This is a genomic window from Sphingobium naphthae (genome assembly GCF_043589935.1).
GTDB classification, from domain to species: domain Bacteria; phylum Pseudomonadota; class Alphaproteobacteria; order Sphingomonadales; family Sphingomonadaceae; genus Sphingobium; species Sphingobium naphthae_A.
This window is the reverse complement of the sequence record NZ_CP171454.1, coordinates 2,433,744-2,448,426: the sequence shown is the minus strand read 5'-3', so window position 1 is coordinate 2,448,426 and position 14,683 is coordinate 2,433,744. Positions and strand designations below refer to the sequence as shown.

At 68.2% G+C, this 14,683-nt stretch carries 13 protein-coding genes; 6 read left to right on the top strand and 7 right to left on the bottom strand.

The genetic code is table 11. The annotated features are described in order from the left end of the window. Positions 1 to 12: 12 nt before the first annotated feature. On the bottom strand, positions 13 to 540 hold the full coding sequence (locus ACGGKE_RS12180; protein WP_394438220.1) for a hypothetical protein: 528 nt from the start codon (positions 538 to 540) through the stop codon (positions 13 to 15). Positions 541 to 773: 233 nt separating this feature from the next. On the opposite strand from ACGGKE_RS12180, the gene ACGGKE_RS12175 reads away from it, so the two are divergent. Next, the gene (locus ACGGKE_RS12175; protein ID WP_394438218.1) at positions 774 to 1,868 is read left to right on the top strand and encodes an alpha/beta hydrolase; all 1,095 of its coding nucleotides are present in this window, start codon (positions 774 to 776) and stop codon (positions 1,866 to 1,868) included. Between the two features lie 5 nt (positions 1,869 to 1,873). Then, on the top strand, positions 1,874 to 2,482 hold the full coding sequence (locus tag ACGGKE_RS12170) for a hypothetical protein (RefSeq protein WP_394438216.1): 609 nt from the start codon (positions 1,874 to 1,876) through the stop codon (positions 2,480 to 2,482). Here ACGGKE_RS12170 and ACGGKE_RS12165 read toward each other — a convergent pair. From ACGGKE_RS12165 to ACGGKE_RS12150, 4 genes are read right to left on the bottom strand one after another with little or no spacing between them, the layout of a single operon-like run. Next, entirely contained in the window at positions 2,479 to 3,276 is a 798-nt protein-coding gene (locus tag ACGGKE_RS12165; RefSeq protein WP_394438212.1) for an inositol monophosphatase family protein, read from the bottom strand. The genes ACGGKE_RS12170 and ACGGKE_RS12165 overlap by 4 nt on opposite strands. Next, positions 3,263 to 4,609 carry a TldD/PmbA family protein gene (locus ACGGKE_RS12160; RefSeq protein ID WP_394438210.1) on the bottom strand — a complete coding sequence of 449 codons (1,347 nt, stop codon included), beginning with the start codon at positions 4,607 to 4,609 and terminating at the stop codon, positions 3,263 to 3,265. Before ACGGKE_RS12160 ends, ACGGKE_RS12165 begins: the two co-directional genes overlap by 14 nt. Before the next feature lie 43 nt (positions 4,610 to 4,652). Further along, entirely contained in the window at positions 4,653 to 5,570 is a 918-nt protein-coding gene (gene nudC, locus ACGGKE_RS12155) for an NAD(+) diphosphatase (RefSeq protein ID WP_394438208.1), read from the bottom strand. Then, the gene (locus ACGGKE_RS12150; protein ID WP_394438206.1) at positions 5,548 to 6,618 is read right to left on the bottom strand and encodes an A/G-specific adenine glycosylase; all 1,071 of its coding nucleotides are present in this window, start codon (positions 6,616 to 6,618) and stop codon (positions 5,548 to 5,550) included. Before ACGGKE_RS12150 ends, nudC begins: the two co-directional genes overlap by 23 nt. A gap of 26 nt (positions 6,619 to 6,644) precedes the next feature. On the opposite strand from ACGGKE_RS12150, the gene ACGGKE_RS12145 reads away from it, so the two are divergent. The 4 genes from ACGGKE_RS12145 (at position 6,645) to smc (ending at position 12,206) form a co-directional block, all read left to right on the top strand. After that, entirely contained in the window at positions 6,645 to 7,187 is a 543-nt protein-coding gene (locus ACGGKE_RS12145) for a DUF721 domain-containing protein (protein WP_394438204.1), read from the top strand. Between the two features lie 56 nt (positions 7,188 to 7,243). Next, on the top strand, positions 7,244 to 7,912 hold the full coding sequence (locus ACGGKE_RS12140) for a thioredoxin domain-containing protein (RefSeq protein ID WP_394438202.1): 669 nt from the start codon (positions 7,244 to 7,246) through the stop codon (positions 7,910 to 7,912). 44 nt (positions 7,913 to 7,956) lie between these two features. Then, the gene (locus ACGGKE_RS12135) at positions 7,957 to 8,688 is read left to right on the top strand and encodes a thioredoxin domain-containing protein (RefSeq protein ID WP_394438200.1); all 732 of its coding nucleotides are present in this window, start codon (positions 7,957 to 7,959) and stop codon (positions 8,686 to 8,688) included. A gap of 74 nt (positions 8,689 to 8,762) precedes the next feature. Beyond that, entirely contained in the window at positions 8,763 to 12,206 is a 3,444-nt protein-coding gene (gene smc / locus ACGGKE_RS12130; RefSeq protein WP_394438198.1) for a chromosome segregation protein SMC, read from the top strand. Between the two features lie 70 nt (positions 12,207 to 12,276). On the opposite strand, the gene ACGGKE_RS12125 is transcribed toward smc, so the two are convergent. Both ACGGKE_RS12125 and ubiA read right to left on the bottom strand, forming a co-directional pair. Beyond that, the gene (locus ACGGKE_RS12125; protein WP_394438195.1) at positions 12,277 to 13,740 is read right to left on the bottom strand and encodes a phospholipase D-like domain-containing protein; all 1,464 of its coding nucleotides are present in this window, start codon (positions 13,738 to 13,740) and stop codon (positions 12,277 to 12,279) included. After that, entirely contained in the window at positions 13,737 to 14,642 is a 906-nt protein-coding gene (ubiA, locus tag ACGGKE_RS12120; RefSeq protein WP_394438193.1) for a 4-hydroxybenzoate octaprenyltransferase, read from the bottom strand. The genes ACGGKE_RS12125 and ubiA overlap by 4 nt, the downstream gene beginning before the upstream one ends. Positions 14,643 to 14,683 lie beyond the last annotated feature (41 nt).

Genomic DNA, 14,683 nt, shown 5'->3' with positions numbered 1-14,683 from the left:
TAAAACCGGTGGTCACTCCGCGTCGAGCCTGTCGCGCCGCGCCTGCGCATTCTTGTTGGCTTGGGAGACACTGCCGATTCGCCGACCTGTGACATGCTTCCGCCGACGATCACTGGGCTTAGCGCGCATTCCAGAATGCGCCATGTCACTGTTAGGCGGCAGGAACGACTCACCGGACGTCCGCATTGCCAGCGCGCGACGGGCCGCCTGGGTGAGCGCATGCTGCGCTTCGATTTTGCGCAGGCGGCCGACTTCAGCGTTCACGCGCTTGAGCGCGCCCGCGAAAATCTGCTTCCGCCGGCGGGGTTGATCGACATTGCCCGGGAAGCTTCCACCGCGCGGATCAGCCTTGCCTCTGACTTCGCGCTCCGTCTGACGCAATTTCGTTCGCTCCCGGCTTCGCAGGGTGCGCAGTCGCTTGCGCAAATTGTCCAGGTCATCGCGACTCTGCTGGTAGATTTCCGGATGATGCGTCTGTCTCACGACCTCCCAATCCTCATGGCTTAGGAAACGCCGCTCGGCCTTGCTTGAAATTGACATGGACGTCTAGGCTCCGCTTAGTGACAGGACGAGAGCTTCGGGATGTCCAGAGACTATGATTTCGTCACAGGATGCACAATGCGGCTCGCCCTGCAATCTAGCCGAAGTGAGAGAAGGCTCCGTTCAATCGAGCCTGGCGCGTTTCTGCGCGCTGTCCCCGTCCGGCCTTGGCAACGGCATGATGCGGGCATCCATGAATCCGTCGCTCATGCAGCACGCCGGAGTTGAATAGCATGCGTTGGTTGCGCTGGGGCGGAATGGCATTGGCGCTGATCGTCGTTGCCGGCTTCTTCGCTTTCCGACTCAGCCCGTGGCCGACGGTCGCCATCATCGCTTATGCCTTTTCCGATGGAGACCAGGCTTCGGAAGCCGCTCTGGAAAAACATGTTCCGGGCGGGATCGTCACGCGCGCCGACCTGCGCTATGGCAGCAAGAGAGACGAACTGTTCGACCTCTATCGAAGGGAAAGCGCGCCTGCGCGGCAGGCGACCATTGTCTGGGTGCATGGGGGCGCATGGATCGCCGGGAGCAAGGCCGGCGTCGCCAACTATCTGCGGGTGCTGGCGGGCCGCGGTTTTACGACTATCGGCGTTGAATATTCCACGGGACGCAAAAGCCGCTATCCTCAACCAGTCGAACAGGTGAATGCTGCCCTGGGTCACATCCTGCGCAACGCCGATGCGTTGGGAGTAGACCCTGACCATATCATTCTGGCGGGCGATTCGGCTGGCGCGCAGATCGCGGCCCAAGTCTCGTTGCTCACGACTGATCCGGCTTATGCGCGCGCGCTGGGCGTCACGCCCCAACTCGATGCGCAGGACATAAAGGGACTGCTGCTGTTATCGGGAGCCTATGATATCGGGTCGGTCGATCTGCATGGGGACTATGGCTGGTTCGTGCGAACGATCTTATGGGCCTATTCCGGTAGCCACGACTTCATGAACGATGAACGGTTTCGCCTCGCATCCATCACCGATCACGTCACATCGAACTTTCCCCCCAGTTTCGTCTCTTCGGGCAATGGAGATCCGCTCTTACCTCAGGCAAAGAGGCTGACTGAACGCCTTCGGTTGCTGGGAGTGCCTGTCGAAGCCCTCTTCTTCCCGGATGGCCACGAACCTGCGCTGCCGCACGAATATCAGTTCAACTTGGACGATCCGGCGGGGCGAAAGGCGCTCGACCGCATCGTCAACTTCGCTCGGCTGAGCAAAGGGGGTGCGGCAAGCACCGGGACTTGGATGCAACAAAGCCGCTCGGGCGCGCACTCCGTCGCTCTTGCCCCATGGTCCGCCCCGCCATTAAGAAGAAGCTACGGAAAAGGAGAATGAGGACAATGCAGGAATTCTTCATGGACTATGGCCTGTGGCTGCTGATCGCGCTGCTCGTCCTCATCGGCCTGGTGTTCCTGCTATCGGGCAAGCGCAAGCCGGATCTGGACGCGCCGGGCGAACCGGCCGCACCGGTCGAGCAGCCGCTTGCCACCGCGCCGCCGCCGCTTGCCGATCCGGTTGCCGTGCCGCCCGCCCCCGCACCGGTCGCGCCCTCGCCCGCGCCGGCAGCCGACGTCCAACCCGCCGCACAGGTCGAACCGTTCGCCGGCCGTATGCCGGCCGCCGATCCCACGCCGCCCCCTGCGGTCGAACCCATTCCTGCCGAACCCATCCCCGTCTCACCCGCCATCGCAGCGCCCGCCGATGATGCAGCGCCGGACGATCTGCTGCGGCTGAAAGGCGTGGGCCCCAAGCTCAAGGCGCTGCTGATCGATCTCGGCGTCACGCGCTATGCCCAGATCGCCGCTTGGTCGGATGCCGACATTGCCGCGATCGACGCCAGGCTGGGCAATTTCAAGGGTCGCCCAATCCGCGACCAGTGGGTGGATCAGGCCAAATATCTCGCCGCCGGCGACACCGCCGGTTTCGAGGCGAAATACGGCAAGCTCTAACCCCGGCCCAATATCTCCTGCGCGCGGGGCGCCAGTCGCTCCGCCGCCGCGCCATGAATGCCCGGCGCGGCGCAGAGCAGGCCGAAGGCGGTGGGCTGCGGCCGGTTGAAGCGCAGCGGATCGCCCAGCGCGTCGGTCACCGTCGCGCCCGCTTCCTGGCAGATCAGCGCCGCCGCCGCGACGTCCCATTCATTACCCCAGCGCACGGTCGCGACCAGGTCGGCCTCGTCGGCGGCGACCAGCGCCATGCGCAGCGCGATGCTGTTGGGCTTTTCCACGGCGACCAGATCGCGATCGGCGCGGGGCAACTGGTCCGCCGGCACGCGCGAGCCCGGCAATTGCGTGCGGCTGCCCGCCCGAAGCGCCTTGCCGTTGCGGGTCGCGCCCTTCCCCGCCTGGGCCACCCACAGCTCGTCGCGCGCGGGCGCAGCCAATATGCCGATCCGCACCGCGCCATCCTCGACCAGCGCGACCGACACCGCCCAGCCCCGCCGGCCGCGCAGATAATCGCGCGTGCCGTCGATCGGATCGACCACCCACACCCGCGACAGGCCCAGCCGATGCACCGTGTCCGCCGTCTCCTCCGACAGCCAGCCGGCGGTCGGGTCGATCGCGGTCAGGCTGGCGCGCAACATCGCGTCCAGCTCCAGGTCCGCTTCGCACACCGGATGGCCGGGCACCTTTTCCCACTGGCGCACGCGCGTATCGCCATTGGCCCACAAGGTCAGCCCATGATCGGCCGCGTCCGCCACCGCGGACAGGATCGCGCGCAGGGGGAGTTCAGCCTCCGGCAACGGTCATCCCGTCGATGCGAATGGTCGGCACGTTCATTGCGTAACGGAAATGCAGGTCGCTCGCCGGCGTCAGATTGCGGAACATATCCCTGAGATTGCCGGCGATGGTGATTTCCGACACGGCGTTCATCACCGCGCCATTTTCGATCAGGAAGCCCGACGCGCCGCGGCTATAGTCGCCGGTGACGCCATTGACGCCCATGCCGATCAACTCGGTGACATAGATGCCGCGCTCCACGTCGAACCGCAGGTCGCCCGGCGACGTGGTGCCGGCTTCCATATGGACGTTCGTGACGCTGGCGCCCGGCGCGCCGCTGCCGCCCCTGCTTGCATGGCCGGTCGGCTCCAGCCCCAGCTGCCGCGCCGACGCGCTGTCCAGCAGCCATCCTGTCAGCACGCCTGCGTCGATCAGCGCGCGCCGCTCGACCGGCAGGCCCTCGCCATCGAACGGGCGGGACCGCAGGCCCCGCGGGCGCAGCGGATCGTCGATGATGGTGACCGCCGAATCGAAGATCGCCTCCCCCAGCTGATCCAGGAGGAAGCTCGACCGGCGGGCGATCGCCGGTCCCACGATGCCGCTCACCAGATGGCCGATCAGGCTCGATCCGATGCGCGGGTCGAAGATCACGGGCATGACCCCACTGCCCACTTTCACCGGGTTGAGCCGCGCCACCGCACGCTGCCCGGCGCGCACGCCGACGGCATCGGCATGGTCCAGGTCGCGCAGATGGCGCGCCGAATGGCTGGCATGATCGCGCTGCATGTCGGACCCGGCGCCCGCCAGCACGCTGGCCCAGGTCGCATGGCTCGTGCCCGCATAGGCGCCGGCAAAGCCATGGCTGGTCGCCAGCGCCACCTGGCTGCGCCCGCTGGACGCGCCGCCGCCTTCGCTGTTGGTGATGCCCGGCACGCTGCGCGCCGCATCCTCCGCCATCAATGCGCGTTCGCGCAGTGCGGCGGGCTCGGGCTCCTCTTCGTCGGTCAGGTCCAGCGAATGCGGCCGCTTTTTCAGCAGCCGGTCCTCGGGCGCCAGCCCGGCATAGGGATCCTCCGGCGCCTCCCGCGCCATGGCGATGCACCGCTCCACCAGCGTTGCGAGCGTCGCGGGGCTCATGTCCGACGCGGAAATGCTCGCCGACCGCTGACCGATGAAGACGCGCAGGCCGATCTCCTCGCCCTCGGACCGCTCGACATCCTCCAGCGCGCCAAGGCGCACCGACACATTGGTCGACGCATTGCAGGCATAGATGGCGTCGGCTGCATCCGCCCCGGCCTTGCGCGCTGCGTTCACCAGGTCCTGCGCGCGCGACTGGGCTTCGTCTAGGCTGAGCATGGAGGAGAGATAGTCCTTGATTGGGCGAAAGGAAGGCCCGGCCTTACGCGCTTGCGCCGGCGGTAACAACCTCGCCAAGCCAATGGTCGAGCAGATGCCAGGCGACCGCCATCGGCGGCGGCGCCAGGAACGGCGCATCGGGATCGCCCGCCAGCGCCGCGCGCACGCCATCCGCATCGCACCAGAAAGCGGCTTCTATCTCGGTCGGGTCCAGCCGCAGCGCATCCTCCTCCGCCTCGGCAAGGCAGGCGATCATCAGGGACGAAGGAAAAGGCCAGGGCTGGCTCATCACATAGCGGACCGCACGAACGCGCACGCCCGCTTCCTCAAACGTCTCCCGCGCCACCGCCTCCTCGATCGTCTCGCCCGGTTCGACGAAGCCGGCCAGCGCCGAATAGCGCCCTTGCGGCCAGCCATGCTGCCGCCCCAGCAGCACTCGCCCGCGATGCTGCGCCAGCATGATGACGACGGGATCAGTGCGGGGAAAATGCTCCGCCGCGCAGGCGTCGCACCGGCGCGACCATCCGGCCTTCACCGGCCGGGTCGCTGCCCCGCAGAAGGCGCAGAAGCGATGCCGCGCATGCCAATGGACCAGGCTGCGCGCCGCTCCATAGAGCGCGACCTCTTCGGCGGGTATCAGCCCGGCGATTCCCCGGCTGCGCGGCGTCGGTCCCATGTTCGCGCCCAGATCGCCAGCCAGCCTTACGAAGATCGGCCGCTGCTCCGGGTCGACGCCCAGCAGCACATGGTCCGCCAGCAGCGCCTGGCGATCGATCGGCTCCAGCAGCAGATGGCCGTCCGCCTCCACCGGGTCCAGCCCGTCCAGCACCAGCCGCCGCGCCTTGGGGTCGGTGAACGCCTCGGCCAGCAAGGCGGGGTTGGTGCGGACATGGTCGACCCGGTCCAGCGTTCCGCCGACAAAACCCGGTAGCGTGCGATCAGCCCTTGGCGTTCCGTGCATCCTGGTCCTTTCTCACCGCTTCGGCCGCGCGCACGAACAGCGTCGGCAGCCCGGCCTCGCCAAGGGAGTCGACCGGCCACCATTCGCCCTCGCTATGCGGCGTAACATGCGCCTCCACATGGGCATGGTGCATACTGAGCGCCAGCGAGAAATGGGTGAAGACATGCCCGACCGGCTGCGCCACCTGTGTCCAGTCCGCCACGACGGGCGGCGTCGGGTCGGGCGCGGCGCTCCAGTCGGAACTGGGCAGCGCGCGCATCCCTCCCAACAATCCCTTGTCCGGCCGCCGCACCAGCCAGACATGGCCGTCGTGCTCGATCCACCAGCCATGGCCCAGCCGGTGCGGCCTCGCCTTCTTCGCCGCCTTGACCGGGAAGGCTGCGGGATCGGCAGTGGCGAAGGCGGCGCAATCCTGCCGCAGCGGGCAAATGGCGCAGGCGGGGCTGCGCGGCGTGCAGATGGTCGCGCCTAGATCCATCATCGCCTGCGCGAAATCGCCGGCGCGCGCGTCGGGCGTGATGCGGTCGGCCGCGGCGCGGATCGCGGGCCGTGCGACCGGCAGGGGCGTGTCGATCGCGAACAGCCGCGCCACCACCCGCTCGACATTGGCGTCCACCACCACCGCACGCCGGCCAAAGGCGATGGCGGCCACCGCGGCGGCGGTATAGGCGCCAACGCCCGGCAGCGCCCGCAGTCCCTCCTCCGTATCGGGGAAGCGCCCGCCATGATCGCGCACAACCGCCCGCGCGCAGGCCAGCAAGTTGCGCGCCCGCGCATAATAGCCAAGCCCCGCCCAGGCGGCCATCAAGTCGGCATCGGGCGCTGCCGCCAGATCCGCGACCGTGGGCCAGCGCCTGGTGAATTTATCGAAATAGGGGCCGACGGCAGCCACCGTCGTCTGCTGCAGCATCACTTCGGACAGCCACACCCGATAGGCGTCGGCGGCATTGGCGCCGGGCGGCGTGCGCCAGGGCAATCGCCGCGCAAGAACATCATAATGCGCCAGCAGGTCGCTTGCGATTTTTGTCTCTCTACCCTCGACGCGCATGGCGGCCCTATGCCATTAAGCGGGCCATGACGGAACGCCCGGCCAGTCCGAAAGTGAAAATGCGCAAGGCCCCGGCCGAAGAACGGCCGCGCGTCGGCGCGCCGCGCCAGATCGCCGACCTGATGCCCGACATCGGCCGCGCCGCCTTTCGCAAGTTCGGCTTCGTCCAGTCCAGCATCGTCACGCGCTGGACCGAAATCGTCGGCCCCCATTATGCGGCAGTGTCGGCGCCCGAATCGATCCGCTTTCCGGTCGGCAAGAAGGCCGGCGGCACGCTGCAATTGACGGTATTGAGCGGTCATGCGCCGATGATCCAGCATGTGCTGCCGGACATCGTCGAACGGGTGAACCGCTTCTTCGGCTATGCCGCCGTCGCCAAGGTCGCGATGCGGCAGGGCAATCTGGCGCCGATCACCGCCGAGCGCCGCCCGCCGCCGCGCAACCTCAAGCCGATCCCGGTGGAACTGGGCGATTCGCTGCGCGACATCGGCGATCCCGAATTGCGCGCCGTGCTCGAATCGCTGGCGCAGGGCCTCGCCAATGGCAGCGGCCTGCCCAGGGTCAGTTGATTTAGCTTTGGTTTAGCCGGGCTCCCTTATGCTCGCCCTTTTATGGACATGATCCCATGAAGAAGATCCTCCCGCTCGCCCTGCTCGCCCTTCCCGCCGCCCTGGTCGCCGCGCCCGCGGTGAACTGGGTCAGCCGGGTCACGATGACCCCGATCGGTGGCCATTATATGGGCAATCCGGCCGCGCCCACGAAGCTGGTCGAATATGTCAGCTACACCTGTTCGCACTGCGCCCATTTCGTCGGCGAAGCGAGCGCTCCGCTCCGGACCGACTATGTGAAGGGCGGCAAGGTGGGGGTAGAGGTGCGCAACGCGGTGCGCGACAAATATGACCTCACCGCCGCGCTGCTGGCCCGCTGCGGCGGCCCGGCGAAGTTCATGGGCAACCACGAAGCGCTCTTCGCCAACCAGAGCGCCTGGATCCCCAAGGTCGAAGCCTATGACGGTAACGGCGCGGCAAAGCCGACCGACCAGATCCCCGCGCTCCAGGACATTGGACAGAAGACCGGCCTCTACGCGCTGATGAACAAGCGCGGCTTCACCAACGCCCAGCTCAACGCCTGCATCGCCAATCCGCAATCGATGAAGCAGGTGCTGGCGATGACGGACGAGGCCTGGACCAAGGTGAAGATCACCGGGACCCCCGGCTTCACCATCAACGGCACGAGGGTCGACGGATCGACCTGGGCGATCGTCAAGGCTGCATTGCCCCCCGTCGCACGCTGATCTACACCCGCAACGAACCGCCAATCATCGGAGCCCTGCCCGTCGTGAAAGCCCTTACCGGTCTGACCCTCGTCGCCCTCAGCCTCGGCCTTGCCGCCTGCAACAGCAGCGAGGACGCGGCGAAGCCTAGTGGCGAACCCATCGCCGCCGTTCCCGCGCCCGCCGGGACCAGCTGGTCCGCGACCGTCAACGAAACACCCGAGGGCAATTTCGTGATGGGCAATCCCGACGCCAAGCTCAAGCTCGTCGAATATGGGTCCTTCACCTGCAGCCATTGCGCCGATTTCGCCGAGACCGCCTCGCCGGAGATCCGCGAGCGTGTCGACACTGGCAAGATGAGCTACGAATTCCGCACCTATGTGCGCGATCCCATCGACCTCACCACCGCGCTGCTGGCCCGCTGCGGCGGCAAGGACGTCTTCTACCCGCTGTCCGAACAGTTTTTCGCCAATCAGAAGGCGATGTTCGAGAAGGTTCAGGGTCAGGAAGGCGCTTTCAAGGGCGTGGAGCAGCTCCCCCCCGCCCAGCGTCCCGTCGCCATCGCCCAGATCGCCGGCCTGATCGACTTCGCCAAGCAGCGCGGCATTTCGGAGGATCAGGCCAAGCAGTGCCTGGCCGACACCGCCACCGCCGAAAAGCTGGCCAAGGGCGTCGAGGCGGCGAACAACCAATATCAGATTCAGGGCACGCCCAGCTTCCTGATCAACGGCGTGCTGGTCGACAATGTCGCCAATTGGGCCTCGCTCGAACCCAAGCTCAAGGAAGCGGGTCTCTGATTGCGCGGCGGGGGGCTGACATCGCCGCCTGACCATCAGGGAGCCGGGGCGGCGCACTGCCCCGGATCGCCGCCGTGCAGATAAAGCGCCTCAAGCTATCCGGTTTCAAGAGCTTCGTCGACGCCACCGAATTGCGGATCGAGCCGGGACTGACCGGCATCGTCGGCCCCAATGGCTGCGGCAAGTCCAACCTGCTGGAAGCGATCCGCTGGGTCATGGGCGAATCCAGCGCCAAATCCATGCGCGGCGCAGGCATGGAGGATGTCATCTTCGCCGGCACCGCCAGCCGGCCGCAGCGCGACTTTGCCGAAGTGTCGCTGCTGACCGTGCAGGAACAGGGCGAACTGTTCAACGCGGTAGAGGTCGGCGCCGACGGCGAACTGGAAGTCACTCGCCGGATCGAGCGCGGTGCCGGCAGCGCCTATCGCGCCAATGGCAAGGATGTCCGGGCCAAGGATGTCGCGCTCATCTTCGCCGATGCCGCGACCGGCCCGCACAGCCCGGCGCTCGTCAGCCAGGGGCGGATCGCCGCCGTCATCGCCGCGCGCCCGCAGGAGCGCCGCGCCATGCTGGAGGAAGCGGCGGGCATCGCTGGCCTTCATGTCCGGCGCAAGGATGCTGAACAGAAATTGCGCGCGGCCGAAACCAATCTCGCCCGGCTCGACGAAATCCTGCTCGACATGGATGCGCGCGCCAATGCCCTGCGGCGGCAGGCGAAGGCGGCCGAGCGCTATATTCGCCTGTCCGACCAGATCCGCGTTGCCGAAGGCCGCGCTCTGTTCGCCCGCTGGCGCGAAGCGAACGCCAGCGCCGAAGCGGCTCGCGCCCAAGCTCGCCAGGCCGAGGCCGCCGTCGCCGCCGCGCAGGAGGGGCAGGCGGCTGCCGCCGCCCATGCCCAGGCCGCCGTCGCCGCGCTCGCCGATCGCCGCGCCGCCGCTCAGGCGGCCCGCGATGCCGCCAATGAAGCGGGCCATCGGCTGGCCGCCCTGCGCACCGAACGCGACTCGGTCGTTCGGCGCCTGGCCGACCTTGGCCAGCAGGCCGGCCGGCTGGAGGAGGATCGCGCGCGGGAAGGCACACTCGCCAATGACGCGGCCGACGCCATTGCGCGGCTGACCGCCGAGATTGCGACGCTCAAGGCGCGAATCGCCGAGACGGAGAAACTGCGCCCCGACTTCGCCGGTCGTATCGCAGCGGCGGAGGGCGAAGCGCGCGACGCCGAGCTGGATCTGGCGCGAGCCATGGCCAGGCAGGCGGCCGAGCAGGCCGAGCTGCGCGTCGCCGAAGCCGCGCTCGCCGCCGCGCGCAACCAGCGCGATCGCGCCGAGCGTGACGCAGCGCGGCTCGAAAGCGATGCCGCCGCCCTGCCCGATGCGGCTCCACTCGAAGCGCAGCGCGCCGCGGCGGAAACGGAACAGGCCCAGGCGCAGGCGGACCGCGATGCCGCAGAAGCCGCGATCCAGTCAGCCGAGCAGGACCGTCAGGCCGCCGCCGATGCGCGCGCCGCCGCCGAAGCCGCTCTCGCCTCCGCCCGCGCCGCCCTGGCCGCGCTGGATAGCGAAGCCGCCGCCCTCAAGCGCGCGGTCGACAGCGGCACCGGCAACAAGGCGCGCGCGCTCGACCAGCTGAAGGCAGCGCCGGGCTACGAACGCGCGCTCGCGGCCGCGCTGGGCGACGATCTCGAAGCGCCTGTCGGGGTCGAGGGCAAGCGCCGCTGGTCGGGCGCCGATCCGCTAGCGCACGACCCCACGCTGCCTGCCGGCACGACCCCACTCGCCGACCATGTCACCGCGCCCGCCGCTCTCGCCCGCCGCCTGGCGCAGATCGCGGTGGCGGAACGAGACGAGAACCAGCCGCTCGCGGTGGGCCAGCGGCTCGTCACCCGCGACGGCCAGCTGCGCCGCTGGGACGGCTATGTCGCGCTGGAGGGTGGAGCGGCCGCGGCCGAGCGGCTGATCCGGCTCAACCGGCTGGACGCGATCGCCGCCGCTCGCCCCGCTTCCCAGGCGGATGTGGACGACGCCGCCAGCGCGCAGGATGAGGCCAAGGGGCGCGAACAGAGCGCAGTCACCGCCCTTGCCGCCGGCCGCAACGCCTTGTCGCAGGCCGACCAGCGGCTGCGCGCCGCCCTGCGCGCCGCTGACGAAGCGACGACTGCGCTCGAGCGGCTCGCCGGCCGCCGCGAAGCCGTCGAGGAACGGCTGACCGCCGCGCGCAACGATCTCGCTCGGGCGCAGGCGGAGCATGAGAAGGCACAGGCGGCCCGCGCCGCCATGCCCGATGGCGCTGAGACGGGTCATCTGGTCGCGACGCTCGGCCAGGCCAGCGAGAAGGCGCGCGCCGCCGTCAGCCAGTTGCAGGCCGACCAGGCGCTGGCCGACCGCGCGCTTGGCAGCGATCGCGAGCGTCAGGCCGCCGCTGACGCGGAAGTGAAGGGCTGGCGCGCTCGCGCCGGCGAAGCCGCAAAGCGCATCGCCGCCATGGTCGCTCGCGGCGAGGAGATCGGCCAGGAACGCACCGCGATCGCGGCCGAACCCGATCGACTGTCCCGCGCCATCGCCGACCTTGAAGCCCAGGGAGCGACCCTCCGCGCGACGGCCGAGAGCGCGCGCAGCGCCGAAGAAGCGGCCGAAGCCACGCTGCGCAACGCCGAAGCGCAGGCGGCGCAGGCGGGCGAAACGCTCGCCGCCGCGCGCGAAGCCCGCGCCACCGCTGCGGCCCGCGCCGAAGCGGCCGACGAACGGCGGATCGAAACCAACCGCCTGTCGGGCGAACGCTTCGAATGCCCGCCCGCCGTGCTCCCGGAAAAGCTCGGCTTCCCGAGCGCCGACATCCGCATCGCCCAGACCGAGCAGGCCGACCATGACCGTTTCGTTGCCGAACGCGAACGGATCGGTCCGGTCAACCTCGTCGCCGCCCAGGAACTGGAGGAACTGGAAGCCAGCCAGGCAACCAGCCGGGCCGAGAGCGCCGAACTCACCACCGCCATCAACCAGCTGCGCGGATCGATCGGCAGCCTCAACCGCGAAGGCCGCCAGCGCCTGCTCGCCGCGTTCGAGGCGGTGGACGGCCATTTCCGTCGGCTCTTCACCACCCTCTTCAACGGCGGCCAGGCGCATCTGGAGCTGATCGACAGCGACGATCCGCTCGAAGCGGGGCTAGAGATCATGGCCCAGCCGCCCGGCAAGAAGCTGGCCGCGCTCACCTTGCTGTCGGGCGGCGAGCAGGCGCTCACGGCCGTCGCGCTCATCTTCGGCCTGTTCCTCACCAATCCCGCGCCGATCTGCGTGCTGGACGAAGTCGATGCGCCGCTTGACGACGCCAATGTCGAGCGGTTCTGCGACCTGCTCGACGCCATGGTGGCGCAGACCAATACCCGCTATCTCATCGTCACTCATAATGCCGTCAGCATGGCGCGGATGCACCGGCTGTTCGGCGTCACCATGGTCGAACGCGGCGTCAGCCGCCTCGTGTCGGTCAATCTGCACGGCGCCGAAGCGCTGCTGGCGGCGGAATAGGGCCAGCCCACCCGCTCCGGACCTTGCCGCCGCATTGCGGCTGCGCCACCCTGCCGCCTGTTGACCGGCTCTAGCCGCGCTCGGGTCGCCCGAACCAGCCCTTCATCCGGCGGAACAGGCCGCGCTCGCTGATCGGTTCGAACATCTCCTCCGGCCCCTCGGGGTCCAGCACTTCATTGTCGGCCAGCCATTCCTGCACGGCATTGAGGTCGGGCGTGCGATAGGGGCGCAAGGTGCGCCCCGGCTTCTGCCGCAGCTCCTCGATCCCCGCGATCAGCCCGCGCTGCGCGAGCACCGCGGATACCCGTTCGAGCGGCAGGTCGAGATGCTCGGCGATCAGGTCGTCGCGGATGCGCAGGATCGTCGCCTGCCGCCCCGCATTGGCCGGCAGCGCCGTATCGATGCATATGTCGCATTCGGTGTCCAGTCGCATCGACCGGTTGTTCATGTTGGACGATCCGACCCGGATCAGCCGGTCGTCGACGATCAATATCTTGGCATGGACATAAATGGGCGCACCGCGCTGGGTGAACGGGTGATAGAGGCGGAAGCGGCCATGCGGATCCCGGGCCTTCAACGCCTCGAACAACCGGGCGCGCGCAGAATCCATCGCCTGGCTTTCCAGCCAGCCATCGGCCTGCTGCGGATTGATGACGATGATTTCGGGGCCATCGGGCTCGGCCAGCCGCCTGGCGATCGCCTCGGCGATCCGGCGCGAGGCGAAATATTGGCTCTCGGCATAGATATGCCGCTTCGCCGCCGCGATCTGGTTGAGGTAGAGCTGCTCGATCTCGGTCAGCCCGTCCTGGTCGTCCATTTCGGGCGCCGTGCGGGCAATGGCGATCTCGACATTCTCGAACTGCACCGGCAACGCCTCGGGCCAGCATTCATATGCGCCCGGCACCGGCTCCAATTCTCCCCCGCCTGCGCCCTTCCAGCGCCCGCGGGCATGATGGCCCAGAGCCGCCGCCACAGGCCCTTCGAGCGCCGTGGTCGCATCATGCCAGGGGCCATAAGGCGATCCGTCGGGATGATGCCGGCCCAGCTCCTCGTCGCGATGATGGCGCGTGTCCCAGCGATCGCCCGTCATGTCGATGCCGCCGCAAAAGGCGAAGCAATCGTCGATGACGACGATCTTCTGGTGATGCGAGGCCGCGGGAGGATGGTGGCTGTCCAGCTTCACGGTGACGCGCGGATGCGCCATCCATTTGAGCGTGGTGAAAAAGTTCGTGGGTCGCGCCATCGCCTTCACCGCGCCCACGTCCCAGCGCAGAAGATAGATTTCCAGCTCCGGCGTCTGTTCCACCAGCCAGCTGATGAACTCGCCGATGGTCGTCGGTGCGCCGTCATGCGCCTCCTCCTCGCGCACCAGGCTGATCGCCGCGTCGAAATCCCACCCGATCAGCATGATGCGGCGCTTGGCCTTCATCATCGCTGCGCGAGCATGGCGGAAATAGGCGTCGGCGTCGACCACCACGCTCGCCTTGTCCGCCCGCTCGATACGCCAGCAATCAGCGCCGGGTTGCGGCGTCATGCAGCGCTCCCCACGGTGAGGCATCCCAGAAACATCAGCAGCCCGGCAAAGCGGTTCGATCGAAACGTGCGCAGCGGGTCAACTCCGTCCTCCTTGAGCGTTGCGACCTGCCACAGCAGATGCGCCGCCATCGGCAGCAACGCCGCCAGCGCCAACCCCTGCGCGCGGACCTGCCAGATGGCCGCCGCCCACAGCGCCAGCGCCAGCGCATAGCAGAGCGTGACGCCCAACCGGACATGCCGCCCCATCGACAAGGCGCTCGATCCTATTCCGATCAGCGCGTCATCCTCCCGGTCCTGCAGCGCGTAGATGGTGTCATAGCCAACGATCCACGGGATGGTTCCCGCATAGAGCAGCAATCCCGGCAGCGTCAGCGCGCCCGCCACTTCGCTCCACCCCACCAGCGCGGCCCAGGCAAAGACCAGCCCCAGCCATATTTGCGGCCAACCGGTGATCCGCTTCATGAAGGGATAGGCGGCGACCAGCGCCAGACTGCCCAGTGCGACGATCTGCGCCATGGGGCGCAGCTGCAACAGCACGATCAATCCGACCAGACATAGCGCCAGCAGCCAGGCCCAGGCGGTCTTCAGCGCCATCGTCCCGCTCGCCAGCGGTCGCGCGGCGGTCCGCGCCACCTGCCGGTCAAGGTCGCGATCGACAATATCGTTGAACACGCATCCTGCGCCGCGCATCGCGATGCTGCCCAGCAGCAGCCAGGCGATCAGCGGCCAGCGGGCAAAGCCACCGCCGGCCAAAGCCACCGCCCAGGCGCCGGGCCAGAAGAGCAGCCACCAGCCGATCGGCCGGTCCAGTCGCGCCAGTTGCGCCAGCACGCGCGGCGTCTCCGGCAAGCGGGCAAGGAGGCCCCGCGCCTCGCTGTCGGGAACGATGGCTCCACTCAACTTTCACACTCCGTTCGGGCTGAGCTTGTCGAAGCCCTATT

What these genes read in the sequence shown, in the direction of transcription:
- ACGGKE_RS12145 (WP_394438204.1), top strand. Translation starts at nt 6,645, where the DNA reads ATGACGGAACGCCCGGCCAGTCCGAAAGTGAAAATGCGCAAGGCCCCG.
- nudC (WP_394438208.1), bottom strand. Translation starts at nt 5,570, where the DNA reads ATGCACGGAACGCCAAGGGCTGATCGCACGCTACCGGGTTTTGTCGGC.
- ACGGKE_RS12150 (WP_394438206.1), bottom strand. Translation starts at nt 6,618, where the DNA reads ATGCGCGTCGAGGGTAGAGAGACAAAAATCGCAAGCGACCTGCTGGCG.
- ACGGKE_RS12140 (WP_394438202.1), top strand. Translation starts at nt 7,244, where the DNA reads ATGAAGAAGATCCTCCCGCTCGCCCTGCTCGCCCTTCCCGCCGCCCTG.
- ACGGKE_RS12175 (WP_394438218.1), top strand. Translation starts at nt 774, where the DNA reads ATGCGTTGGTTGCGCTGGGGCGGAATGGCATTGGCGCTGATCGTCGTT.
- ACGGKE_RS12125 (WP_394438195.1), bottom strand. Translation starts at nt 13,740, where the DNA reads ATGACGCCGCAACCCGGCGCTGATTGCTGGCGTATCGAGCGGGCGGAC.
- ACGGKE_RS12160 (WP_394438210.1), bottom strand. Translation starts at nt 4,609, where the DNA reads ATGCTCAGCCTAGACGAAGCCCAGTCGCGCGCGCAGGACCTGGTGAAC.
- ACGGKE_RS12180 (WP_394438220.1), bottom strand. Translation starts at nt 540, where the DNA reads ATGTCAATTTCAAGCAAGGCCGAGCGGCGTTTCCTAAGCCATGAGGAT.
- ACGGKE_RS12170 (WP_394438216.1), top strand. Translation starts at nt 1,874, where the DNA reads ATGCAGGAATTCTTCATGGACTATGGCCTGTGGCTGCTGATCGCGCTG.